Genomic DNA, 22,785 nt, shown 5'->3' with positions numbered 1-22,785 from the left:
CTTTATTCACCAGCAATATTCTTGGCGATTCTGAAAATTTGGAATTCAGCTTCAGCAATCCAGTAGAGGTCTTGCTCGCATAACGTGGCTGCATTTTTCGCCTCAGACCTAATACGATTCAGCTCGTCAGCAATATCTTTGAGCTCGCGCTTGTCGAGAAATGATAGGGGGGCGGTCTCAACTGGGTTGGGTGTGACTGGCTCCGGAGGTTGTGAGTTGGTGATTCTCTCTTTGATCCAGTTGTCAATGTCTTCACTGAGCCAGGCGACGGCCCGTTTCCCCAGCTTGATCGGTGCTGGAAATTGACCAGTGCTCACAAGGTGGTAGATATATGTTTTTTTCAGGCCGGTTTGGTCTTGCACTTGTGGCATGCGCAAAAAAGCAGGCTTACTGGTAGTTGATCCCATCATGTGTTCCCCAAAAAAGTGGGCCCCATACCGGCGGCCCTAACGGTCTGACGATTGCGCGGAGCGCGGTTTGAAATTGTTATCGGTTGAGTGCGAAGGCGCCGAGGTAGATGGGCGCACCATCTGGCAGTGCGGCGTTGATCAGGCCCTTGAATTCAAATGCCATGGTTTCTTCGTGCTCTTCCAGTTTGATGATGCGGGCAACCAGTACCGGTTGCTTTTCACCGGTGAGGATGCCGACGCGCAGTTGGAAGGTGCGCTGGCCGAGATCCTTGTAGGGGTTGCAGGTGAATTCCAGGAAGGCCGGCAGCTGGTCTTCGCTCTTGGCTTCAATGGACTCCATAGCACTACGGCTGGCGCCGAAGCTGCGCACCTCGGTATCGCTCTTGGCGGTGGCTTCGATGGTGATGCGGCGGATCGCGGCGATGGCTTTGGTGAGGTTCAGTTCCTCGCCCTGGCTGTCGGTGGCTTTCAGGTGATCGCGCCAGTCTTCCATCCATTCGGCGAAGTCCTTCTGACTCATGCGTGTGCCGTCGATCTTCAGCAGGCTTTTGAATGGGGCGGTTTTCACTTCGCACAGGCTTGCGGTGTGGTCACCGTGGCCAGGCTCGCCGTCCAGTTCGTAGAGGTTAAAGATCGCTTTTGCGGTCATGCTTTCCGGCTGAACAAATACCTGGGTGCTGCCTTCCATATCGATTTCATTGGCGTGGTAATAGGCCACGAAATCTTCCAGAGAGTTGGTTTTCAGTTCTGCGCGGAATCGGTTGCGGTGCTCCTGCAGGTGCTCAATGTTTTGGATATCGCAATTTTTCGGCACGATAACCGCTGACAGGCCCTGGCTTCTGAGGCGAACGCTGGCTTCGGCGGCCGGCCCGTTTTGCTGGATGTGTTCGATGGCAGTGGCGTCCATGGACATCAGTTGGTTTCCTTTTCTTTGGCTTCTACTTCGCCGGTTCTAGTGAACATCTGGTGTTGGTTTTCCGGGAAGAAGGTCATGCGGCCGCCTTTGCCAACGTGCATGGCGGTCTTGGTGACGTTCTTCTCGGTGCTCTCGCCATTACGGCGGGGGATGGTGTACTTGAGCGTGTGCTGCACGTTCACCTGGCTGCTGCCCAGTAACTGGATGTCAAAGTCGATGGTGACTTTGCCTTTCTTTTCGTTGTCGCAAACACCGGCGGCAACGTCGCTGAGTGCGCGGGATAGCTTTTCAGCAAATACCCCTGCATCCAGATCGGTGATGAACTCTTCTACGTTGGTGCCCATGGATTCCTCCGTTGTTATGAATGTCGGGGCGGTTAGCTTGCGCTGGCCGTTTCTTCGGCTTCTCGGTCCAGCAAGTCTTTGATGTGCACCAGGCCCGCGGCGGTGACGTGGGCGGTGATGTGTTGTACGCGCACCGGGCCGCGATAAAACTCGCTGAGCTTTGGGTGCAGCAGGCCGTTAGTCACTGCTGCCTTGCTGGGGGCGCAGGTAAATCTCTCGCTGTTCAGCAGCAGGCCGTGATCGCGCAGCTTTTTCAGCAGGGTGTTGCGGCCGATACCGAGCTGGCGCGCTGCCTGGGTGAGGGTGAGTAATTTCTCTCTCATTTGGCTTTGTCCTCTGGTCGTTCGGTTTGGCCGTACAACTGCTCGGTGAGCTCGGCAATCTGTTCGCGCTGGATGTCCAGTTGCAGCTGCTGCGCGTCGACCCGGTGTTTCAGGTCCTGGACGATTTGCAGCAGTTGGGAAAATTCATTCACCGTCCGCTTCCTGAAACTGGAGTATCTCCAGCAGGAACAGCAGGCAGCAGGTTGCGTGTGCCAGGTGGTGTAAGTCTGTCTCTTCGTCGCGCTCCTGCCCCTGCATAAAGGCGCTGATATGGCGCAGTGCGGCAGCGGAGTAGCGGCCGCGGGCGTCGGTGACGTGGCGCCAGTTGTCTGGTGCGTACTTCTTGGCACCGAAGGTCAGTACCTCCACCACTTCTTCCACGCCGTGCCAGGGCAACAGGTTCCACTGGGGTTTGCCGTGGTCGTGCTTCATGCCTCTGATGCCTTTGGCCACCTTGTTTGTGGGTGGATTCGTTGGCTGTTTCCCCGTGGGCTGGTGTCCCGTCGTCACGCTGCCGCTCCTGTTTGTTCTGTGATTTTCAGGTGCGCCCAGCGGTCGTGCAGGGCTTTGAAGCGCGCGTCGCCGTTCTCGATTACGGTGTGCGGCTCGTGGCCGCTGTAGCGCAAGGTGAGCACGCGCAGGGCGTGGCGGTAGTTGTCTGGATCCAGGCGAGCGAGTTCGGCCACGGGTACGGCGAAGTCGTAACTGTTCCAGGCGCTGAGCAGAACCAGCGCGGCGATTTCACTGCTGCCGCTCTGGTAGCTCTCGATGGTCAGCAGCGCTTCTACGCTGTTGGCCGCTTCGGTAAAAGTCATGGTGCTCACGCGGCATCTCCTCCATAGGGCGGCCAGTCGTTGTTGGGCTGGGTTACCACGCGCACCAGGCGCGGTTTCGGCTTGGCCAGCTTCACATTGCCTTTGCCAGTCGGTACCGCCATCAGGCCGGTGCTGCGCTCCAGATTGCGCACGTTTTCCACGCTGAGTGCGCTCGGGTGTATGTACACGTTCATGCGAGATCCTCACGGTTGCGGATGCGAATAGTTCGAATAGTGGGGCGGCGCTGGAAGCGGGTGCGCATCTGTTCGCTCGCGTCAGGACCGACGCCGGCGAGGATGGTGGCTACCAGTGCGAATTGGATCAGGCCGTGCTGCACCGCTTTGGCAACGGCGTCGACACTGCCGCGGGCGTGGAGCTTGAAGAAGCACTCGGCCATTAGGTTGCTGACGTTGCCCACAGAGCACCCCATGGCCGCTGCTGTTTCAGCCTGCGACAGGCCGCGCGCACGGTGGGTGAGCGCTTCGGCTTGGCGTGGTGCCAGGGGACGGTAGGTTGGGGTGGCTTTTGCTCTGACCGACATTTGTAGAACCCACTTGGTTATTCGATGAGTCAAGAATAAACATGTGGGTTATCTCCTGTCAACATGTGGGTTATTTATCTGTACAAATGTGTTGTTTATGCTTCCTGAATAACGTCAGAAGGGGTGTGTCATGGATGATTCGTACTTAGAGAGCCTGAATTTTGTGGCGGTCGATGTAGAGACGGCTAATCCAAATATGGCGAGTATTTGCCAGATTGGGATTGTCGTTGTGGAGGCAGGGGCGGTCGTCGAAGAGTGGAAAACGCTTGTGGACCCTGATGATTGGTTTGACGATCAGTGCGTATCGGTCCACGGAATAGATGAGGAGGACGTGCGGGATGCGCCGGTGTTCCGCGACATTGCTCCCCAAATTTTAACCCTGTTTAAGGGTAGGGTTGTGGTTAGCCATACTAGCTATGATCGAACCTCACTGCGGCGGGCGTTTGCGTTCAGTCCTGAGTCTTTGGAGGGGATTGAATGGTTGGATTCTTCTGTGGTGGTTCGCCGCGTGTGGAGCCAATTTGCCAAAAGGGGTTACGGGCTCGCTAGCATCACTGGCTACCTGGGAATTGAATTTCGGCACCACGATGCGTTGGAGGACGCTAGGGCCGCTGCTGAAGTAGTTTTGCGGGCTGCGGCAGAGTCTGGGGTCGGGTTGGAGCTGCTCAGGGATATGGTGCGCCGGGCACCCGCTCTGCGTGCTCGTACAAATGATCCTGAGCCAAATCCCGATGGGCCGCTGTTCGGGGAGCAAGTAGTATTTACCGGCAGCCTCGCGGTGCCGCGTGCGGAAGCTAAGGCAGTGGCCGCTGAGTTGGGTTGCGAGGTCAAAGGTGGCGTAACGAAAAAAACCACTATTCTCGTAGTGGGCGACCAGGATACCTCTAAGCTTGCAGGGAAAGAGAAAAGCTCCAAGCACTTGAAGGCTGAGGCGCTGATTCAGCAGGGCGTCCCTATCCGGGTGTTGGTAGAAAGTGATTTCTTTGCGATGGTTGAATCTGAATCTGCGCGCTGAGTGCTTTGTGGGGTATCTGTCCGGTTATTTTGCCCCGGTTAGCATTTGGATTTGCTGTTTAACGAGTTTGATATGTTCCGGGAGTAATGTTCCATTTCTTGCTGTTTTTATAATCAGCTTAATCAGGCTTTGGGCTTCGCTAGGTATCTGTTCTGCAGGTTGGTTAGCTGATTCGTGCTGGCTATAAGTTGGTGCCGGTTCTGCTGTATGTGGCTTATCTAGCCAGGATGGAGGTAGCTTCAGAAGCTTCTCGATCTCTCTCGCTCTTTGGTAACTGAGATTTTTATTGTCCTCGAGCCCGCGCATGAATGCTGAGAATGCGCCTGGGGACAGCGACTCCAGCAGGTCTTCTTCGCTTCGCTCGACAGCTAACAGATTGAGGTTAGCCTTTCTTAAGCTTTCAACCGTTGCGTTTGCGAGTGATTCGGCAATCCAGCTGATGTCAGTTGGCTCGCATCCCAGCAGTTGTGACACTCTTACAGAATGGGCGGCAGCAACGCCGCGCTTCCGCCAGTGAGTAATGGTCTGAGGGTTTACGCCCAGCTCACGCGCAAGATCGGCCCACTTGATGCCGGCGGCTCTCGCCAGGCGCTCAAATTCGGCTCCCTTAATTTTTGACTCTTCCGAGCGTTTCTTTTCCATAACCACAAAGTTTACACCTGCACCTATTGCCGAGATAGAACCCACATGTTTATACTTGCCGATGTAAACAAGTGGGTTCTATCTATGTCTGAAGCAATCGAAGATGCAATTAAGCACTTTGGATCTGCCGGCGAGTTGGCACGGCAGGCCGGAGTCACCTCTATGGCGGTCAGCCATTGGAAGAAGCGAGGAATACCCGTAGTGCGGGCGCTACAGATTGATCTGCTGACCAATGGTCAGGTTTCGAAGGAGTGTCTGCGCCCGGATATTTTTCATCCGCAGGACGCTCAGAATGATTCTGGAGTAGCTGAATCAAGCCGCAAGGCAAGTTAACCGGCCGTGGGTTGGTCGGTGAGAGAAGTACACAAATAACCATTATCCATTCCCCAATCTGTATTTGTTATGTGGCCATTGTGCCGAAGGGGGCGGGGTTTGGTGATCAATTACTACAGATGGATATTTATACAGGGGGATTGTATGCAGGAACTAAAAGACAGATTGCTGACCGCGCGCCAGCTGGCCGGTTTGACTCAGCAGGAGGTCGCTGACGCGGTTGGGATCACGCAGCCTTCCTATGCCTTGGTTGAATCAGGCAAGTCCTATGGGTCCAAGCACCTGGTGAAAATTGCGTTGGCCCTGGGCGTAACTGCGACCTGGTTGGCGACAGGTGAGGGTGAGATGAAAGACCAGCTGGTACCTGTTGCTGGGTCGGTGATGCTCGACTCGCATCAGGTGCTTGGCTTTCTGAAAAACCTGCTGATGGCAGAGTCGCATTTGGCTCAGGCCTGTTCTGCCGTTGGGGCCCCGCCGGACTGCGAGCAGAACGCGCTGCACCAACGGGTGAGCGCGATCTTGGCTGATATTGAGGCGCTGTCTGCAGATCTACAGCCAACCATTCTCTTGAAGAACAATTCTGCGGTTCATCGGGCCTGAACTCCGGTGGCAGCTCACCAGTGTTTCCAGCCGGTTGCCGACCACCTTGTGCTCAACGTTGTGCACAAGGTGTTCCTCTTCGTTGACCACGATGATCTCTCCCGTGCGGGGTACATGCTGGTTGTCCAGTTCGTGGCGGGCGACCAGTGCGAAGTTCTTGGTGTAGACGTCTAACAGCATTTTCATTTCCTTGTGTTGCTGATGGTTGAGGGACTTTGAGCATACAGGGGGTTGCGACACCTGCCCAGTGGTGTGACAGCCGGAGAGACGGCACTTTAACTGCGCGGCTTGCGCATTAGTCTTAGGGGGATTTCTGAATGCATGATCAATGTACGCTGGACGATGTGTGCCGGGCGTTGAGCTTTCTCGACCCTGAGTGCGACCGGGATACCTGGGCGCGCTTGGCGATGTCGATCAAGTCGGAATTTGGTGATTCCGGTTTTGATGCCTGGGATGATTGGAGCAAGGGGCACAGTAAGTACCGCGCTGCAGATGCGCGCTCTACCTGGAAGAGTGTGCGCGGTGCTGGCGGTGTTGGCATTGGTACGCTGTTTGCCTTGGCGAAGGAGCGGGGATTTACCTTCGAGCGCCGTGAGCTCACTGCAGAAGAGAAGCGGGCGTGGGCCAAAGAGAAGGCGGAGCGCGAGCGGCAGCGCAAGATTGATGCGGAGCGTGAAGTGGCGGAGCGGCTGCAGGAGCAGCGGCAGGTAGCCGAGCTGGCGCACCTAATCATCGGTGACCTAAAGCCCGTGGGCAGCAGTGAGTACCTGGGACAGAAGAAGATCCAGTCTCACGGTATGAAGTTTTTCCATTCCCCGGTGCTGATCGTGCACCGGGAAGAGGGGCCGGTGCGGGTTACCGACCGGTCCGAGATTAGTGCGTTTTTCAATATCCCCAAAGATAAGCAACCGAAATTTCACTACTTCAAGAAGGGCTTCTTTGCGCTGCCGCTAGTCGATATCGATGGCAACCTCTGGAACCTACAGGTGATCACGCCTAAGGGTAAGAAGCTGTTTCTGCGCGGTGGTCGCAAGAGTGGTCTGTTTGCCTGGCTCGGTCAGCCGGATCCGCGTATGCCGCTGGTGTTGGTTGAGGGGTTTGCTACTGGTGCCAGTGTGCGTGAGGCGACGGGTTGCCCGGTGGTGGTTTGCTTTGATTGCGGCAACCTGATGCCGGTGGCGGTGCAGTTGCGTGGGCACTACCCGGAACAGCACTTGGTATTCGCGGCGGATGATGATGCGGGTACCAAGGATAACCCGGGCGTGAGCAAAGCGAGAGCGGCGGCGAAGGCAGTGGGTGGTGCGGTCTGGATTCCGTCTGAGGCGGATGCGTTGGAGGACGCCGCGTGACAACAGAAAATAAAAAAGATCAGGGATTGGATTTTAACGATATTCACTGCCGGCACGGCCTTGGGGAGGTGAGGCGGCAGTGGGACCAGTTTATGTCTCGGGTCCAAGCTGGCGCTGACAACGTGATTGTCTTCCCGCACCCATCTCAGGCAGAGGCCGCGCCCGTCGCGGATGCTCCGCCGATCGATAATATCCCGCCTGAATATTCTGAATCTGAGCCTGCTGAATCTCCCGCACCCTCTGTTGTTGCGGAGGCGCGCGAAATTACCTTTGAGGATGCATTGAAGCGCTTTGCGCTGATTTCTGGCACTACTAAGGTATGGGACGAGCATTTGCATCGTGAACTGAAGGCCGCTGCGTTCCGTGCGGAAGTAGGGCCCAAAGTGTGCAAGGAGTTCATGGACTCCACGGAAAAGCGCAAGGTGCTAGAGCTCGATGTGAAGCGGTTCATCGCTGCGCGCCAGGCCGCCCACAAGGGGGCCGGGGGAGTGGGTGAGATGTTGGAGCGGTTTACCTATCTTGAGGTTTCCGATACGGCGTGGGATGCCAAGCGGCGCACGTTGGAGCGATTGCAGGATATCCGCCACGCATATCCCGATTCGTATGACATCTGGTACAAGCACCCGGATCGCCGCATGGTGGATAAAGAGAATCTGGTGTTTGACCCATCGCGCCAGGTGGATCCGGATACGCATATCAATATGTTCCGAGGTCTGCCTCTGAAGCCAAAGCGAGACGACAAAAAGTGTCGACATATCCGGCATCTGCTGTGGCAGTTGTGCAATGAGGATAACGAGGTTTGGGAGTGGTTGATCCGCTGGCTGGCGTACCCGTTGCAGCATCTCGGTTCAAAGATGGCGTCGGCTGTGTTGATGCATAGCTCGGTGCATGGGTCGGGTAAGTCGCTGTTCTTTGATGTGGTGATGCGTGCGGTCTACGGTGAGTACAGTCGGACGCTCGGGCAGCAGCAGATGGAAGGACAGTACACGGACTGGATGTCGAACCTTCTGTACGGTGTGTTTGAGGAGATTTTTTCGCGGTCGAGCAAGTACTCGCACCAAGGATCATTGAAGCAGATGATCACCGGCAAGACAGTCCGGATTGAGAAGAAGTTTGTGAGCGGGTGGGAAGAGGCGAACTATATGAACGCTGTCTTTCTCTCGAACGAGATCCTTCCATTCCCTGTTGAGGGTTCCGATCGTCGATTTCTGGTGGTCTGGCCTGAGAAGAAGTTATCTGAAGAATTAAAAAAGGCGGTACCGGCTGAGCTCGAACATGGCGGTGCTGAAGCCTTTTATGCCTGGTTGTTGGCGGTGGACCTCGGTGACTTCCATCCTCACACGGAGCCGCCGGTAACGGCAGCTAAGCAGAGCCTGATTGACTTCGGGTTGCCGAGCTGGGAGCGGTTCCTGAAGGAGTGGAAGGCGGAAGAGTTGGATGTACCGTACTGTAGCTGCCTGACGAATGATTTGTTTGTGGCCTATGCGATGTGGTGTAAAGAGTCGTATGCTGGTTCGCCGCTGCGACGCGACAAGTTCCTGGAGAATGCTGCCCGGGAGTTGGATCGCAAGCCTAATCGTTATTACGATTCCCCTGGCGGGTTTGGCAAGCCACCGAAAAAGAGTGTTACCGGTACTTTCTTCTTTGTGCATGAGCAGCCGCACGACAAGACCCAGCACGAATGGCTGTCGGAGTGTGTGAAGTATTTCCGGGATCATATCGGTGCCTTTGCGGAGGTAACCCCATGATGTCTCGGAGTGCTTCGGAGGGCATTCGGAGGCCTTCTTGTGACCCCCTCCGAGACTGCAGCCCGCGTCATATCTACGTTTCAGAGTTTTTCGGAGACCTCGGAGGGGTTTTTCTCGCGCGCGCGTACGCATGTGTGCGCGGATTATTAACTCTCGACTTCCTAATCTATAAAAAATTTTTTCGCGTGCGTGAGGCGTTGGGTATCCGAGTCTCCGAAATTCACGCGATATCTAATAACCATGCGGTCTGTAGTCTCGGAGGGGGTATAAGTCCTGTCTCCGAATTGTGTCCGAATGTATCTGAATCAGAAATTAAAACGGCAGGGGGCAATTAGGATGATTGAGCGTGTACATTTTCGGTTTCAGGAGTGGGCTGCTGCAGTGGAGGGTGTTGGCTGCGGGTCTGTCTTGGGGAGTCTTGGCATGGCGGTTGGTTCAGGTAATGCTGAAGGCACAGTGCCGATCAATTCAGATGTGCGAGAGGTTGAGCAGTTTGTTCTGGAGCTGCCTGAGGATCTGCGGCGCTCTGTAATGCTTTTTTATTTGCCGCCGTATTTGGGGCACGGTCAAGCGGCGAAAAAGTTGGGTATCTCGATGAGTACGCTTTATCGACGCATTGATGGGGTGCATGTTTTGTTTAATGCGAAGCTGTTGCGCGGTGTTCTACCTAAAGTTTCCTGAAGGGTGTTGACCGCGTGACAATGAAGTGATTGAATGCAGGCAAGCTAGCATTGCTGGCTTCAGAGAAAACCCGGCACCCCCGCCGGGTTTTCTCGTTCATGGACCCCAATCCACCCCTATTCGACGGCGCCCTAGTGGCGCCGTTGCTTTTTCTGGCTAGGAGAAGTCAATGAGTGCAGCGCAGACTGTCGCGGTAGAAGGTGCGAAAGTCGGGCCACCGTTGGCAGTGATGGGGGCAAAGTATTTTGGCATGACGGTTGATGATTGGATTCAGTTGCTGACCGTTCTGTACCTGCTGGGTTTGGTGCTGCATCAGCTTCCAAAGCACTGGCAGGCCGTGAATTCTTTTTGGCGTTGGGCCAAGGGTAAGTTTGGCGATGCGAGTCAGTAAGCGAGTTGCGGCTATTGCTGCTGCCGGTGCGCTGAGTGTTGCTGCGCCTGTAGTTATGCAGTTTGAAGGGCTGCGCACAACGGCCTATCTCGACCCGATTCAAATCCCGACGGTTTGCTATGGACATACGCTGACGGCGTCCATGGGCCAGACGAAGAGTGTTGCCGAGTGCGAGCAGCTGTTGCGGGATGATATGCAACAGGCGCTCACTGGATTGGCCGCCTGCGTTGAACCTGAACTGCAGCCGCACGAATGGGCAGCTCTAGTGAGCTGGTCCTACAACGTCGGTGCTGGTGCTGCATGCGGATCGACGCTGATGCGGAAATTGAATGCGGGCGCGGCGCCTGGTGAATGGTGCCCGGAACTGCGCCGGTGGGTTTATGCCGGCGGTCAACGGCTGGCGGGACTGGTTCGTCGGCGTGAAGCGGAATTGCAACTATGCCTGGGACGCTGAGACAAAAGGTTCTCGTCGCTTTCCTGGCGTTGGTGGTGGCGTTCAGTGCTGGCTGGAAGGTTCAGGGCTGGCGTCTCACGATCAAGCATGAGAAGTATCGCCGTGAGCAGGCGGAAGCGCTGAATGAAGCGCGTGACCTGGTTGACCGGCTCGAATCTCTGTACCGGAATAACGTGGCGGCGATCGATGCGCGCTACACCAAGGAGCTGGAAGATGCACAAGCGGAGAATGACCGTCTGCGCGCTGATCTGCAGCGCGGCGCTATCCGGCTGTCAATTCCTGCAAAGTGCCCCGCAGCCAGTGTGTCCAGCAATACCAGCTCCACCGGCAGCACTGATGCAACCAGCAGAGCCGACATTGACGAGCGAGCTGCTGCAGAAATTCTCACGCTCACCGAGCGAGGAGACAAAGCAATCCGACAACTGAGTGCGCTGCAAGAGTATGTGCGTTCGGTTTGTATTGGTGGAGAGTGATGCCGGTCAAGACTAAGACGCCGTGTCGCAAGTGCAAGCGTGCACACTCCAACAGTAACGGTTACTGCGACCAGCATCAGGATCTGGCGACTAACTGGGGCGAATACCAGAAGCGGCTGGGTAGGCAGGCGAATCGTCGGTACAAAAGCAAAGAGTATTTACGCAATCGCGAAATCATAAAGCGATTGGCGAACGGGCTATGCGAGCACTGCACAAAGCTCGGTCGCGTCACCGAAGGCACCGAGTGTGACCACAAGGTGCCGCGATCCCGTGGTGGTTCGGACGATGTCAGCAACCTTCAGTGGCTCTGCAAGTCATGTCACGCACGGAAAACCGCACAGGAAGGCGGCGGCGCGAGAGGGGAGGGGCGGGTCAAATCTCTGTGACCTGATCCACCAACACCGCCGCCATGGTTAAAATTTCATATTGGCTAAATTCAGGTAGGGGGGGTATCCGTTAAGGGTGCTCTCTTGGATCACTATGTCAGCAGGTAGACCTCGCAAAGCACCGCAGCTGAAGGTGCTCGAGGGTAGTTTTCGCAAGGACCGTGATGATCACGGTGCTGCGCAATCAAAACCTGTTGGGCTTCCTCCGTGTCCTGTTTGGCTTCCGCGCAACGCGAAGAAGTATTGGAAGGAGATCGGCCCTCAGCTGGCGAACGCTGGCTTGATGTCACTGTTGGATACCGCTGCCTTTGCTGCCCATTGCGATTCCATGGGCAAGTTCGAGGAGGTGACGCGCAAGCTGAAGACCCTTGATGACATGATGGACACGACTCCTAACGGCCTGCAGATCCAAAGCGCTCTGTTCACGATCCGCAACAAGTTGTGGGACCAAGTGCTGAAGTCGGCCAGCGAGTTCGGCCTGACCCCGGCAGCGGCTAGCCGCGTAAAGGCGCCGGAGCAAAAGCAGATGTCGCTGGGTGGTTTTGAAGACCTGTGAGCAAGCGTTATGCGGACATCGCGCACGGCTATGCCCGTGACGTGGTCTCCGGGAAAATCATTGCGTGCGAGCACGTTAAACGCGCCTGTGAACGGCAGCTAGCTGATCTGGATCGCGACTGGGATTATTTCTTTGTCCCGGAGCTAGCAGACCGCGTCTGCAAGTTCGTGGAACTGATGCCCCACATCAAGGGCGAATGGGCCGGCAAGAAAATCACCCTGGAACCCTGGCAGGTTTTCATCCTCAGCATCATTTTTGGCTGGGTGGATGAGCACGGCAATCGCCGCTTCAAAACGGCTTACGTGGAAGTACCGCGTAAGAATGCGAAGTCCACGTTATCGAGCGGTGTTGCTCTGTACTGCCTCGCAGCTGACGCGGAGGCTGGTGCGGAGGTTTACAGCGCGGCCACTACCCGCGACCAGGCGCGCATTGTCTGGGCCGATGCCAAGCGCATGGCCGAGCGCAGCCCTGGGCTGCAGGCGCGCTTCGGTGTAAAGACCAGTGCCCACGCAGTATTTGTTGAGGACACGGCCAGCACGTTCAAAGCGCTGTCCCGCGATCAGGGCGGCAACCTGGACGGCCTCAACGTGCACTGCGCGATTATCGATGAGCTCCATGCGCACAAGACCCGGGAAGTTTTCGACGTTATCGAGACGGCCACCGGTGCACGAGCTCAACCGCTGTTGTGGCTGATCACCACCGCCGGCTTCAACCGCTCTGGTATCTGCTACGAGCAGCGCAGCTACACCGCCAAGGTGTTGAACGGCGCGGAGAAGGACGAAGAATACTTCGGGATCATCTATACCCTCGATGAGGACGATGACTGGACTGATCCCAACTGCTGGGCCAAGGCCAACCCTAACTGGGGCGTCTCGGTAAAACCGGCCGATATCGCGCGAAAGGCTCGAAAGGCCATGGCCATGTCCGCCGCGCAGAATAACTTCCTCACCAAACATCTGAACGTGTGGGTGAACGCCGACACGGCGTGGATGGATATGCGCGCGTGGGATCGCTGCGAATCAACGCGCACCCTGGACGAATTTGAAGGCCAGACCTGCTGGATCGGTCTCGACCTCGCCAGTAAAACCGATATCGCCTCCATGGCGATACTGTTCAAGCGCGACGGCAAGCTGTACGGCTTCCTGCGCAACTACTTGAACGAGGCAGCTGTTGAGGATGGCCGCAACAGCCAGTACTCCGGCTGGGAGCGCGACGGTCGTCTGGTGGTGACCCCCGGCAACGTCACGGACTACGGCTACATCGAACGCGATCTAATGGAGTTCGCCAGCCGCTTCCGTATCGAGTGCGTGGCCTACGACCCATGGCAGGCCGAATACCTCTCGCAGCGACTCGCGGAAGAAGGGCTGGAAATGCTCGAGTACCGCCAGACGGTGCAGAATATGAGCAGCGCCATGAAAGAGTTTGAGGCTGCCGTGCTCTCCGAGCAGTTCCAGCACGACGGGGATCCGGTTTTCACCTGGATGATCAGCAACGTGGTTGCCCATGTGGATGCAAAGGAAAACATCTACCCGCGCAAGGAAATGCCGGAGAACAAAATCGACGGAGTGATAGCCATGCTGATGGCATACGGTCGCGCCCTGCTGGAGGAAGACACCACCAGCGTCTACGAAACCCGAGGCATACGATTCCTATGACCAAACTGCTCCCAGACCTGATCGCCCTGATCGGGCTCGGGCTGCTGGCCGCCGGCCTGTGGCAATTCAGCCAGCCGCTGGCCTTTTGTGTGGTCGGTGTACTGCTAATGGCCTTTGGCTTGCTGCTGGCACGGCGTCAGGCGCAGCAGCCGCAACAGGCAAAGCCAGAGGTGACCCGTGCTGAGTAAGATATTCAGTGCCGAGACCAGCACGCTCAAGAGCCCCAGTGATGACCTGCTGGAATCACTGACCGGGCCGCAGTCCGCCGCGGGTAAGTCCGTGACCCCGGACACTGCGATGCGCGTGGCTGCCGTGTACTCCTGCGTGCGCCTATTGTCGGAAACCTTGGCGGCGCTACCACTGAATGTGTACCGCAAACAGAGTGACGGCAATCGCGAGGTGGCCACTGATCACCCGCTGCAGATGCTGCTGCACGACCTGCCGAATGAGGAAATGACCTCGATTGATTTCCGTACTCAGCTCATGGCTTCGCTGCTGTTGCGTGGTAATGCCTTCAGCGAAGTCGAGCGCGATCGCGCTGGGCGCCTGCGCGCAGCTTGGCCACTGAACCCTGACAAAATGCATGTGGCGCGCTCCGATCGCACCAACCGCCTTACGTTCGAGTATCACGACAAGGGCATTCAGACGATCCCCGCATCACGCATGTGGCGAATCGCCGGCCTGTCTACCAACGGCATTATTGGTCTGTCGCCAATCAGCCAGGCGCGCGAAGGCATTGGTCTCGCTCTGGCACTGGAAGAGCACGGTGCGCGGTTATTTTCCAACGGTGCACGCCCGGGCGGCACGCTGGAGGTCGAAGGCAAACTTTCCGATGAGGCCTACGATCGCCTGCGGACCAGCTGGAACAACCGGCACCAGGGTGGCGCCAACGCGCACCGCACCGCGATTCTGGAAGAGGGTACCAAGTGGAAGCAAATTGGCATGAGTGCCGAAGACGCCCAGTTCCTGGAAACACGCAAGTACCAGCGCAGCGAGATTGCAGCAATCTTCGGCGTGCCACCACACATGGTGGGTGACCTGGACAAGGCCACCTTCAGCAACATCGAACACCAGTCAATTCAGTTCGTGGTATACAGCCTGCTGCCCTGGCTGAAGCGTATCGAGCAGAGCATTTTCCGCGATCTGCTGTCGCCTGTGGAGCGTCAGCAGTACTACGCCGAGCATAGTGTGGAAGGCCTGCTGCGCGGCGATGCCAAGGCCCGTTCAGAGTTCTACAAAAACCTGTTCAATGTGGGTGCGCTCAGCATCAACGATCTACGTCGTCTGGAAAACATGAATAGCATCGAGGGCGGCGACGAGCACTGGTTGCAACTCAACACCGCGCCGATCACCGTGCCGCGCTCTGGCAGCGGCAAGACCACCACCGGAGAAAACAATGCGTAAGTGGTATGAAATCAAGGCTGCTGCCGACAATAGCAACGCCGAGGTCTATATCTACGACTACATCGGCTACTACGGCGTGGAAGCCAAGGCCTTTATCGATGAGCTCAACGATCTGGACGTAACCAGTATCGACCTGCGCATCAATACCCCGGGTGGCAGCGTGTTCGAGGGTAATGCCATCTACAACGCGCTGAAGCGCCATAAGGCGAAAATCACCACCTACATCGATGGCATCGCTGCCTCTATGGGCTCCATCATCGCCCTGGCCGGTGAGAAGGTGGTGATCGCCGAAAACGCCATGTACATGATCCACAACCCGTGGACGGGTGCGTACGGCGACGCTCGCGAATTGCGCAAAACGGCTGAAACGCTCGATAAGCTGCGCGAGTCCATGCTCAACATCTACCACGCCAAAACCGGCATCGAAGAGGATGCGCTGGTGGCGATGCTGGATGAGGAAACATGGCTTACTGCCAGTGAGTGTGTGGAACAAGGTTTTGCCGATGAGACCGTCGAAGGCGTCTCTGCCGCGGCGAGCTTTGAGAAAGACAAGTTTAAGGGCTGCAAGCGTGTACCCGAACAGCTGGTGTCTGAGCCGAAGCAGGCTGCACCCGCCATCCAGATCAATGGCGATCTCGGCGGGGCTAGCGCTGAGCAAATTGCGGCGGCGCTGAGTAAATTGATTTCCGAGAGCGATCAGTCTCTGGAACAGCCTGCTGCAATCGAAGCAGAAACCGAAGTATTCAACCACCGAACCCCGCTCTACGCGCGTCTCACCGAGATCGCCGAGCGAACCTGAATGCGAGCAGGAGCGTGTCCGCGCTTCTCGCAAATCCCCACCGGCCTTGAGCCGGTTTTTTTATGTCCGAAAAACGGAGAACCCCATGAGTAAATTGCTCGACCTACAGCAGAAGCGCGGCCAACTGGCGGCGTCCATGCGCAACCTGGTGGACAGCGTCGATTCCGCCAAAGGTATGACCACTGATCAGGAAACCCAGTGGAGCAAAATGAATGACGATCTCGTTGCGCTGGATAAGCAGATTGCGCAGCTCGAAAAAATGGAAGAGATCGAGGCGCGCATGAGTGAGGTGCCAGATCCTGCCAATCGCCCGGCACCTGAAGGCAGCGCGCCGATCAATAAGTTGGGCACTGATGAGTATGTTGGTAGCTACGAACAGTACGTTCGTGCCGGCATGAACACTGACATCCGTGCCGCATTGACCGTGGGTACTGATTCCGAAGGTGGTTACACCGTCCCTGAGTCCTGGTCCAACATGCTGATCCAAAGCCTGGCGGACAATGTGGTCATGCGCAGCATCTGTACCGTGATCGGTACCGGTGAAGATCGCAATCTGCCACTGGTGGCCGACAATGGTGCCGCTGGTTGGGTTGGCGAAGGCGGTCCCTACCCCGAGAGCGATCCGGCTTTCGCGGGCGCCATCCTCAAAGCCTGGAAGCTCGGTCGTATCACCAAAGTTTCTGAAGAGCTTCTGCAGGATTCTGCGGTAAACGTCGAGGCCGAGATTGCTCGTATCTTTGGTGTGACCTTCGGTACCGCGGAAGAGGCCGGATTCATTGTTGGCGATGGCATCGACAAGCCCACCGGTGTGACCGTGACCGGTCAGGTCGGCAAGACTGCCGCCAGCGCTACTGCAATCACCTACGACGAGATCGTAGACCTGATCCACTCCGTCCGCGCGGTGTATCGCTCCAACGGCAGCTTCCTGGTGAAGGATGCCACCATGGGCATGCTGCGCAAACTCAAATCCACTGATGGCATCCCCCTGTGGCAGCCGTCTGTCGCCGCGGGTGCTCCTGACACCTTCCTTGGCCACAAGGTTTACACCTCCGAGGCCATGCCGGCCGTTGCCACCGGTAACAAGTCCATCGCCTTCGGTGATTTCAAACAGTACTACATCGCAGACCGCGGCGGCATCGTGATGCAGCGCCTCAACGAGAAGTACGCTGATACCGGGCACGTTGGATTCCGCATGCGCAAGCGTGTCGACGGCAAACTGCTGGTAGCAGAGGCGGTCAAGACCCTGCAGCAGGCTTAAACCTGACGCATTAGCGCACTGATCGAACAGCGCCCGGTCCGGTACCGGGCGCTTTCACTATCGGATAACCCGGAGAGAACCGATGTCCGCAAAATTCAAACTGGTACTGCTCACCAGCCTGGTCACCGCCTTAGATAGTTTTGCCGCTGGCGACGACTATGAAGCGGGTAACGATGAAGCCTGGCAGATGATCCACGATGGCATCGCCGAGCTGAAAAACCCGAAAGGCAAGAACAAGCAGGAGCCGCCGCAGAAGCCTGCTCGTATCGCCAAGGCAGAAGCCGAGGCGGCCGCGAAGGCGGAACAGCAGCTGGAGCTGGTGCCGGTGCATGCCGAAGGCAAAGAGCTCAATGCCGCGCTGGAAAAGCTCGCCTCGCTCAGAGCGGCCAACACCAAACAGGGCGAGCAGGTTACCCAGATGGGCAACACCGTGGCACAGCAGGCCGAGTACATCGCCACTCTGGAAGCGGAGGTGGAAAAGCTCGAAGGCGAGGTGACCACGCTTGAAGAAGAAAAGGTCGCACTGCAGGAAGAGCTGGCCGAACTCAAAGCAGCAGCCGAGCAAGCCGCTGAACCGACCGCGCAAGAAGCGGACGGCAAAGCTGAAACCGACAACGCCGGAGGCGAGCAACAGTGATCTTTGATCTGGAGCTGGTGAAAAAGCATCTGATCGTTGAGCACGACGATGACGATGCCTACATAACCTCGCTCTGTGTTGCCGCTGAACAGCAGTTCAATCAGTACACCGGCCGCGTGCTCTACGCGGAGGGTGCGGACCTGTCCAGCGAACCGGACAACGCCATCGCGCTGAGTGAATCCATTCAGCTTGGCGCCATGGTGTTGGTCGGGTCTCTGTACGAAAACCGCGAGGGTGGCAGCCAACTGCCGTTGCCAACCCGAATGCTCTGGAACCCGTACCGATGGTTGCACGTGTAAAGATCGGCGCGCTGCGCCACCGGGTGACCCTGCAGCAAAAAGTGCAGAACGCCAGCGGCACCGGTGCAAGGACCGAGACCTGGACGGATCTCGCGGATATCAGGGCCGAGGTAAAGCCGCATGCCGCCCGCGAGCTGTCGGCAGCGGACAATCGCTATCAGGAAACCACGCATCAAGTAACCATACGCTATAGGCCGGGTGTTACCCGGAAAATGCGTGTGCTCTTTGGTGGGCGCGTGCTCGAGATCGAGACCGTGATTAATGCCATGGAGCGCAATCGATGGCTGCACCTGCTGTGTCAGGAGATTGATCCATGAGCGATCAGATAGAGATTCACGGCCTGGCAGAGCTCGACGCCGCACTCGCCAAGATCGGCGATGCTGCTGTTGCACAGAAGGCGCTGGAAGATGGCCTGTTTGATGCCGCTCAAGTAGTGCAGAAGGCGGCAAAAGCCAAGGTCTCTGTTGAGAGTGGTCGGCTGCGCAAATCCATTCGCCGCTACCGGGGCAAAGAAGGTAAGAAAAAGCTGGCCGGAGTCAGCAAGCGCGACGCAGTCGTGTACGTCGGTACCAAATCGACCAAGCGCAATCCCGTGTTCTACGCGCGTTTTGTTGAGTACGGCACGGACCAGCACGCAGTTGAATTGGGTAAAGCGGCCAAGAGGCGGGGAGCCACCTCTTTGGTCGGCAAAAAAGGCCGGTTCGGAAAGAAAGTGGAAGTAAAGGCAAAAGCCAAACCCTTCCTGCGACCTGCACTGGATGAAAACCGCAAACCTGTGATCGAGCGCTTTGTGAGTGGGCTCACCAAGCGGATTGAAAAGGCCTGGAATGGCGAGGTTAAAAAGAAATGATAGAAACCGGAATCGTTTCTCGTATCTCCAGCCAGGTACCGGATCTCACCGGCAATATCTTGCCAATAGATCGCCAGGAGACCGAGCAAGTCCCGGTTCTGGTGTATCAGCGCGTATCCACCACGCGGCCTATGACCGCGAACGGCTCTGCCAGCCTGGTGCAGAGCCGGTTTCAGCTCAATGTATACACCACCGGCTATGACGCCATGTTAGCGCTCCGCAGCCAGGTGCGAGCCTCACTGTATGGCTTTGTCGGCGACATGGGCAATGGCGTCCACTGCTACGGCGCCGAACTGGAAAACGACCAGGAAGAATTCGTAACGGAACTGTCGCTTTACGGCGGCTCAATTGATCTCACCATCTGGCATGAGGAATAAATTATGTCCCAGGGTTTTGTAGGCATCGGCGTCCTGCTTTTGAGCGACGCCGTAACACCAGACACGTTCGTAGAAGTGCCTGAAGTATTTTCGCTGCCGGAGTTCGGTCAGGAGGCGGATGAAGTCGACTTTTCGCACCTGAACTCGCCGGGCGGTGTGAAAGAGTACAAGGCCGGCATGAAGGACGGCGCCGGCTCCACGATCGAGATGAACTGGTTACCCGGTGACGCACAGCAGGAAGCACTGCGTTCAGCGGCACAGGCTGGCGACATCATCAAGTTTCAGATTCAGTGGCCAGATAGCGGCCAAACGCAAGTCGAAGTGCCCCTGCTGGTGAAAAGCTTCAAGATCAGTACTCCGGTAGGTGACAAAGTTACCGCGAGTATTGATGTGAAAGTGGCTGGCGCTCCGACCTGGGGCACCTGGACTTAATCAATCGTCTCACAGGACAACCGGCGGCCCGCTAGGGCCGTTATTTGAATGACTCCAAGTTGGGGGAAGTTATGAGTAAGCTGCTTTCAAAGGCAGAGATTCTGGGTGCTGAAGATCTCAAGCACGAAGATGTATCCGTTCCGGAGTGGGGCGGTTCCGTGCGCGTGCGCACCATGACCGGCAGTGAGCGTGATCAGTTCGAGGCCTACTGCATCAGCGCTGGCAAATCAGGCGTGGGTGGCCTGGACAATGTGCGTGCGACCGTGTTGTCGCTGGTGCTAGTGGATGAGCAGGGTAATCGCCTGTTCAGCAAGCGCGATGTCGACGCGCTGGGTCGCAAAAGCGTATCGGCGCTGGATCGAGTATTCGAAGTAGCGCAGCGGCTTAACCGGCTGTCTGATCGCGATATCCAAGAGCTCGAAGAAAATTTGCCGAAAGCCCCTGGCGAAGATTCCTCTTCCGACTAGCCCTGGCCAGGGGCTGTTCCGTTCGCGAACTGCTGGCGACCACCGATAGCGCGGAGCTCTCAGAGTGGATCGCCTTTGCCAGGGTGGAGCCCTGGGGCTATGAGACGGAAAACTGGCGCATGGGCCAGGTTGCCGCAACGGTCGCCAATTACTCCAACCGCAAACTCAACAAACCAATGACCGCACAAGACTTCATTCCGCCGCCGGTAAAAACCAAGCGGCAGCGGGTAACAGAGTCAATTGCGAAAATGAAAGCCTTTCTGGGAGGGTAAGCCGTGGCGACAGCAGCATCGCTACTGGTGGAATTGGGTGCGAATACCGCCAAGTTTCACCAGAAAATGGGCCGCGCGCAGAAGGAAAACCGGCGCACTGGAGAAAGCCTCAAGAAGATGGCGAAAACCGGTGCGGTGGCCTTCGCGGCCATGGCGGCTGCCGCGGCTACGGGTATCGGCGCCATCGTTGCGCACTCCCTGAGGGTCAATGATCAGCTCGCGAAAACAGCGGATAAGCTCGGGCTGACCACCGAGGCGCTCGCGGGCTTGCGTCACGCCGCTGAGCTTACCGGTGTTAGTCAGCAGAAACTGGATCTTGGCTTGCAGCGTATGACGCGCCGGGTTGCAGAAGCGGCTCAGGGTACCGGTGAAGCGCGCGGCGCATTGCAGGAGCTGGGCTTAAGTGCGCAGCAGCTAGCCAGGCTTTCACCGGACCAGCAGTTCAACAAGATCGCCACCGCCATGAACCAGGTGGGCAGCCAGTCAGACCGGGTTCGGTTAGGCTTCAAGCTGTTCGACTCTGAGGGTGTGGACCTGATCAACACGCTCAAGCTGGGTGAGAGCGGCTTGGCGGCAGTGTCCAAAGAGGCAGAAATTCTCGGCCTCTCTATCAGCCGCGTTGACGCGGCGAAGATGGAGCAGGCCAATGATGCCATGACCCGAGCCGGCGGCGTGGTGAAGGGGCTTGGCAATGAAATCACGGCCAAAGTCTCCCCCATCATTTCAGGTGTTGCGAAAGGCTTCACCGACTGGGCGGTGAATGTCGGCGGCTTTGAGGGTGCAGTCAATGCAGCGTTTAATGGTGCGGTGAAGGGCGCCGCCTTTGTGCTTGATGCCTTCCATCCGGTGGAGCTGGTGTTCCGTGTGCTTAGGCTGGGGGCGCTATCACTGGGCAGTGCAGTGGCGGATGCCATGGCTGCCAGTGCTGACTCCGTGGCCCGGTTTATGACGGACTTCCTCACGCCGTTCCGTGTCACCTTTATCGGGTTGATCCAATTCATCAACTCTGGTCTGCAGAAGCTCAATCAAATCGGGCTGGTATCCGATGAGGCTGCTGCGCGTGCCGGTGCGTTTGCGGACGCGTTTTCCGGAAAGCTGAATGACGCGCTCTCGTTTAACAGTGGTGAGATAAAGCAATTCGCCAAAGACATGGCTGTTGCGGTTGAGAGCGAGGCCAAGGCCATTGAGAGCCTCGTAGAGGGGCCTTCTCGCGGCGAGCGGTTGCAGGCCTGGGTGGCGGAAGCACAAGCCACTGCCACGCAAGTCGCACAAGCCACTACCGCGGCGGCGCTGGCTGGCACTGCAGCGATCGAGGGCGAGCTGATCAAACGCACGGAGCTGGAAACCTGGAAGTACGAGCAGGAATTGCTGGCGTTGCAGACCTCGCTTGGTAACAGCTATTTGACGCGCGACCTGTTCTATCAGATCGAGGCAGATCGTAAGCGACTGCACGAGCAGAAGCTCACCGATCTTGAAAAAGCGCAGATCAAACAGCGCATTGCCAACGCGCAAGCAGAAGCGAAGTCCCGGCAGCAGTTGCAAAGCAAAATGTGGACTGACTTGATGTCGCTGACCGCGTCCAAGAGTCGCAAGCTATTTGAGATCGGCAAGGCGGCCGCGATCGCAAATGCCGTAGTCTCAACCTACGAATCTGCAAACAAGGCGATGACAACTTTGCCCTGGCCATTGAACCTGGCAGCAGCGGCTGCGACGGTGGCGGCCGGCATTGTGAATGTCCAACGCATCCGCTCGCAGAGTTTCCAGGGCGGGGGTGGCGGTGGCACCTCGGTTGGCTCCGCGAGTTCTGCCAGCGCCTCATCGGTCACCAGTTCGCCAGCTGCCGTGGCGCCTACACCGGCACCGTCAGCGGCAGAGCAGCCAGCGGCGCAGACCAATATCATCATCCAGGGTAATGTCTCCGGAAATGATGCCGGTCGCTTGGTGGATGAGATTCGAGATTTGGTCAATAATGGTGATGTAGTTCTCATTGATCCAAACTCGCGCAATGGCCAAGAGCTGGCAGCGCTTAACGCATAGGGAGAGGTGCAGTGAAGTTTCTCGGATTATTGATAGTAGCGGTACTGGTTTCTGGTTGCAGTGGCCTGCAGTCTTTTCATAATGGCATGTTGGCGTTGGCTGATACCATGCCGAAAACCGAAACCACCTGTGTTACTGGCAGTTTTGGTGTCGAGTGTATCAGCTACACGGTACCCAATACGCAGCTATCGCCGCGTCAGGAAGCTGAGATCGAACAGCGAGTGACACAAGAGTACCTTGAAGAAAAACGGCAACGCGAAGCCGACGCGCAGAAAGCGCCAACGATCTAGATCAAGATCACCCCAACAAGCCGCCTTCGGG

37 protein-coding genes are annotated in these 22,785 nt (G+C 57.0%); 26 read left to right on the top strand and 11 right to left on the bottom strand.

The genetic code is table 11. The features are described 5' to 3' along the window. Positions 1–2: 2 nt before the first annotated feature. From JF535_RS13355 to JF535_RS13315, 9 genes are all read right to left on the bottom strand, one after another. On the bottom strand, positions 3–410 hold the full coding sequence (locus tag JF535_RS13355) for a helix-turn-helix transcriptional regulator (protein ID WP_207002957.1): 408 nt from the start codon (positions 408–410) through the stop codon (positions 3–5). Between the two features lie 76 nt (positions 411–486). Then, a complete protein-coding gene (locus JF535_RS13350; protein ID WP_207002955.1) occupies positions 487–1,323 on the bottom strand; it encodes a DUF2303 family protein in 837 nt (278 codons plus the stop codon). Continuing rightward, positions 1,323–1,670, bottom strand: a complete 348-nt coding sequence (locus JF535_RS13345) for a hypothetical protein (RefSeq protein WP_207002954.1) — start codon at positions 1,668–1,670, stop codon at positions 1,323–1,325. Before JF535_RS13345 ends, JF535_RS13350 begins: the two co-directional genes overlap by 1 nt. A gap of 32 nt (positions 1,671–1,702) precedes the next feature. Continuing rightward, complete coding sequence (locus tag JF535_RS13340) at positions 1,703–1,993, bottom strand: phage antirepressor KilAC domain-containing protein (protein WP_207002952.1); 291 nt, start codon at positions 1,991–1,993, stop codon at positions 1,703–1,705. Continuing rightward, positions 1,990–2,145 (bottom strand): hypothetical protein, encoded by a 156-nt coding sequence (locus JF535_RS13335; protein WP_207002950.1) that lies wholly within the window; start codon positions 2,143–2,145, stop codon positions 1,990–1,992. The genes JF535_RS13340 and JF535_RS13335 overlap by 4 nt, the downstream gene beginning before the upstream one ends. Then, a complete protein-coding gene (locus tag JF535_RS13330; RefSeq protein ID WP_207002948.1) occupies positions 2,138–2,425 on the bottom strand; it encodes a dATP/dGTP diphosphohydrolase domain-containing protein in 288 nt (95 codons plus the stop codon). The genes JF535_RS13335 and JF535_RS13330 overlap by 8 nt, the downstream gene beginning before the upstream one ends. Before the next feature lie 74 nt (positions 2,426–2,499). Then, positions 2,500–2,808, bottom strand: coding sequence for a DUF7673 family protein (locus tag JF535_RS13325; RefSeq protein WP_207003810.1), 309 nt, complete (start codon positions 2,806–2,808; stop codon positions 2,500–2,502). Positions 2,809–2,813: 5 nt separating this feature from the next. Beyond that, entirely contained in the window at positions 2,814–3,002 is a 189-nt protein-coding gene (locus tag JF535_RS13320) for a hypothetical protein (RefSeq protein ID WP_207002947.1), read from the bottom strand. Continuing rightward, positions 2,999–3,349: a sigma factor-like helix-turn-helix DNA-binding protein gene (locus JF535_RS13315; protein WP_207002946.1), complete on the bottom strand. Its 351-nt coding sequence runs from the start codon at positions 3,347–3,349 to the stop codon at positions 2,999–3,001. The genes JF535_RS13320 and JF535_RS13315 overlap by 4 nt, the downstream gene beginning before the upstream one ends. Positions 3,350–3,479: 130 nt before the next feature. Here JF535_RS13315 and JF535_RS13310 point away from each other — a divergent pair, with 130 nt between their 5' ends. Further along, complete coding sequence (locus tag JF535_RS13310) at positions 3,480–4,364, top strand: exonuclease domain-containing protein (protein ID WP_207002945.1); 885 nt, start codon at positions 3,480–3,482, stop codon at positions 4,362–4,364. Positions 4,365–4,388: 24 nt separating this feature from the next. Here JF535_RS13310 and JF535_RS13305 read toward each other — a convergent pair whose 3' ends face one another. After that, positions 4,389–5,006 (bottom strand): helix-turn-helix domain-containing protein, encoded by a 618-nt coding sequence (locus JF535_RS13305; RefSeq protein WP_207002944.1) that lies wholly within the window; start codon positions 5,004–5,006, stop codon positions 4,389–4,391. An 84-nt stretch (positions 5,007–5,090) separates the two neighbouring features. Here JF535_RS13305 and JF535_RS13300 point away from each other — a divergent pair, with 84 nt between their 5' ends. Then, on the top strand, positions 5,091–5,339 hold the full coding sequence (locus tag JF535_RS13300; RefSeq protein ID WP_207002943.1) for a transcriptional regulator: 249 nt from the start codon (positions 5,091–5,093) through the stop codon (positions 5,337–5,339). Between the two features lie 144 nt (positions 5,340–5,483). Next, positions 5,484–5,939, top strand: a complete 456-nt coding sequence (locus tag JF535_RS13295) for a helix-turn-helix domain-containing protein (RefSeq protein ID WP_207002942.1) — start codon at positions 5,484–5,486, stop codon at positions 5,937–5,939. Here JF535_RS13295 and JF535_RS13290 read toward each other — a convergent pair. After that, the gene (locus JF535_RS13290; RefSeq protein ID WP_207002940.1) at positions 5,889–6,119 is read right to left on the bottom strand and encodes a hypothetical protein; all 231 of its coding nucleotides are present in this window, start codon (positions 6,117–6,119) and stop codon (positions 5,889–5,891) included. The genes JF535_RS13295 and JF535_RS13290 overlap by 51 nt on opposite strands. A 137-nt stretch (positions 6,120–6,256) precedes the next feature. Here JF535_RS13290 and JF535_RS13285 point away from each other — a divergent pair, with 137 nt between their 5' ends. The 23 genes from JF535_RS13285 (at position 6,257) to JF535_RS13175 (ending at position 22,754) form a co-directional block, all read left to right on the top strand. Beyond that, a complete protein-coding gene (locus JF535_RS13285) occupies positions 6,257–7,288 on the top strand; it encodes a PriCT-2 domain-containing protein (protein ID WP_207002938.1) in 1,032 nt (343 codons plus the stop codon). Further along, positions 7,285–9,036, top strand: coding sequence for a DUF5906 domain-containing protein (locus tag JF535_RS16965; RefSeq protein WP_207002936.1), 1,752 nt, complete (start codon positions 7,285–7,287; stop codon positions 9,034–9,036). The genes JF535_RS13285 and JF535_RS16965 overlap by 4 nt, the downstream gene beginning before the upstream one ends. 336 nt (positions 9,037–9,372) lie before the next feature. Then, positions 9,373–9,717, top strand: coding sequence for an RNA polymerase sigma factor (locus JF535_RS13275; RefSeq protein ID WP_207002934.1), 345 nt, complete (start codon positions 9,373–9,375; stop codon positions 9,715–9,717). Between the two features lie 169 nt (positions 9,718–9,886). After that, positions 9,887–10,108 carry a hypothetical protein gene (locus JF535_RS13270; RefSeq protein WP_043316606.1) on the top strand — a complete coding sequence of 74 codons (222 nt, stop codon included), beginning with the start codon at positions 9,887–9,889 and terminating at the stop codon, positions 10,106–10,108. Next, positions 10,095–10,562, top strand: coding sequence for a lysozyme (locus JF535_RS13265; RefSeq protein WP_043316604.1), 468 nt, complete (start codon positions 10,095–10,097; stop codon positions 10,560–10,562). Before JF535_RS13270 ends, JF535_RS13265 begins: the two co-directional genes overlap by 14 nt. Then, entirely contained in the window at positions 10,547–11,035 is a 489-nt protein-coding gene (locus JF535_RS13260) for a lysis system i-spanin subunit Rz (protein ID WP_207002932.1), read from the top strand. The genes JF535_RS13265 and JF535_RS13260 overlap by 16 nt, the downstream gene beginning before the upstream one ends. Continuing rightward, positions 11,035–11,421, top strand: a complete 387-nt coding sequence (locus JF535_RS17015) for an HNH endonuclease (RefSeq protein ID WP_207002931.1) — start codon at positions 11,035–11,037, stop codon at positions 11,419–11,421. Before JF535_RS13260 ends, JF535_RS17015 begins: the two co-directional genes overlap by 1 nt. 94 nt (positions 11,422–11,515) lie before the next feature. Then, positions 11,516–11,977 (top strand): phage terminase small subunit P27 family, encoded by a 462-nt coding sequence (locus JF535_RS13250; protein ID WP_207002928.1) that lies wholly within the window; start codon positions 11,516–11,518, stop codon positions 11,975–11,977. Further along, on the top strand, positions 11,974–13,632 hold the full coding sequence (locus JF535_RS13245; RefSeq protein WP_207002925.1) for a terminase TerL endonuclease subunit: 1,659 nt from the start codon (positions 11,974–11,976) through the stop codon (positions 13,630–13,632). The genes JF535_RS13250 and JF535_RS13245 overlap by 4 nt, the downstream gene beginning before the upstream one ends. Continuing rightward, complete coding sequence (locus JF535_RS13240; protein ID WP_207002923.1) at positions 13,629–13,820, top strand: hypothetical protein; 192 nt, start codon at positions 13,629–13,631, stop codon at positions 13,818–13,820. Before JF535_RS13245 ends, JF535_RS13240 begins: the two co-directional genes overlap by 4 nt. Further along, positions 13,810–15,036, top strand: a complete 1,227-nt coding sequence (locus JF535_RS13235; RefSeq protein ID WP_207002921.1) for a phage portal protein — start codon at positions 13,810–13,812, stop codon at positions 15,034–15,036. Before JF535_RS13240 ends, JF535_RS13235 begins: the two co-directional genes overlap by 11 nt. After that, complete coding sequence (locus JF535_RS13230) at positions 15,029–15,835, top strand: head maturation protease, ClpP-related (protein WP_207002919.1); 807 nt, start codon at positions 15,029–15,031, stop codon at positions 15,833–15,835. Before JF535_RS13235 ends, JF535_RS13230 begins: the two co-directional genes overlap by 8 nt. An 85-nt stretch (positions 15,836–15,920) precedes the next feature. Continuing rightward, a complete protein-coding gene (locus tag JF535_RS13225) occupies positions 15,921–17,093 on the top strand; it encodes a phage major capsid protein (protein ID WP_207002917.1) in 1,173 nt (390 codons plus the stop codon). An 82-nt stretch (positions 17,094–17,175) separates the two neighbouring features. After that, positions 17,176–17,730: a hypothetical protein gene (locus JF535_RS13220; protein ID WP_207002915.1), complete on the top strand. Its 555-nt coding sequence runs from the start codon at positions 17,176–17,178 to the stop codon at positions 17,728–17,730. Next, positions 17,727–18,029, top strand: a complete 303-nt coding sequence (locus JF535_RS13215) for a head-tail connector protein (RefSeq protein WP_207002913.1) — start codon at positions 17,727–17,729, stop codon at positions 18,027–18,029. Before JF535_RS13220 ends, JF535_RS13215 begins: the two co-directional genes overlap by 4 nt. Further along, the gene (locus JF535_RS13210; RefSeq protein WP_207002911.1) at positions 18,014–18,346 is read left to right on the top strand and encodes a phage head closure protein; all 333 of its coding nucleotides are present in this window, start codon (positions 18,014–18,016) and stop codon (positions 18,344–18,346) included. Before JF535_RS13215 ends, JF535_RS13210 begins: the two co-directional genes overlap by 16 nt. Then, positions 18,343–18,879: an HK97-gp10 family putative phage morphogenesis protein gene (locus JF535_RS13205; protein ID WP_207002909.1), complete on the top strand. Its 537-nt coding sequence runs from the start codon at positions 18,343–18,345 to the stop codon at positions 18,877–18,879. Before JF535_RS13210 ends, JF535_RS13205 begins: the two co-directional genes overlap by 4 nt. Then, positions 18,876–19,256, top strand: a complete 381-nt coding sequence (locus JF535_RS13200) for a hypothetical protein (RefSeq protein ID WP_207002908.1) — start codon at positions 18,876–18,878, stop codon at positions 19,254–19,256. The genes JF535_RS13205 and JF535_RS13200 overlap by 4 nt, the downstream gene beginning before the upstream one ends. Before the next feature lie 3 nt (positions 19,257–19,259). Continuing rightward, positions 19,260–19,688 carry a phage tail tube protein gene (locus JF535_RS13195; protein WP_207002905.1) on the top strand — a complete coding sequence of 143 codons (429 nt, stop codon included), beginning with the start codon at positions 19,260–19,262 and terminating at the stop codon, positions 19,686–19,688. Positions 19,689–19,759: 71 nt separating this feature from the next. Next, positions 19,760–20,155, top strand: coding sequence for a hypothetical protein (locus JF535_RS13190; RefSeq protein ID WP_207002904.1), 396 nt, complete (start codon positions 19,760–19,762; stop codon positions 20,153–20,155). A 2-nt stretch (positions 20,156–20,157) separates the two neighbouring features. Then, positions 20,158–20,427 (top strand): phage tail assembly protein T, encoded by a 270-nt coding sequence (locus tag JF535_RS17010; RefSeq protein ID WP_422880016.1) that lies wholly within the window; start codon positions 20,158–20,160, stop codon positions 20,425–20,427. 3 nt (positions 20,428–20,430) lie between these two features. Continuing rightward, positions 20,431–22,464 (top strand): hypothetical protein, encoded by a 2,034-nt coding sequence (locus JF535_RS13180; protein ID WP_207002900.1) that lies wholly within the window; start codon positions 20,431–20,433, stop codon positions 22,462–22,464. A gap of 11 nt (positions 22,465–22,475) precedes the next feature. Further along, a complete protein-coding gene (locus tag JF535_RS13175) occupies positions 22,476–22,754 on the top strand; it encodes a hypothetical protein (protein WP_207002898.1) in 279 nt (92 codons plus the stop codon). The last annotated feature ends 31 nt before the right edge of the window (positions 22,755–22,785 follow it).

The organism is Microbulbifer salipaludis (genome assembly GCF_017303155.1).
Classification (GTDB): domain Bacteria; phylum Pseudomonadota; class Gammaproteobacteria; order Pseudomonadales; family Cellvibrionaceae; genus Microbulbifer; species Microbulbifer salipaludis.
Note: the sequence above shows the minus strand (reverse complement) of the source record. Positions and strands in the feature narration are given on the sequence as shown.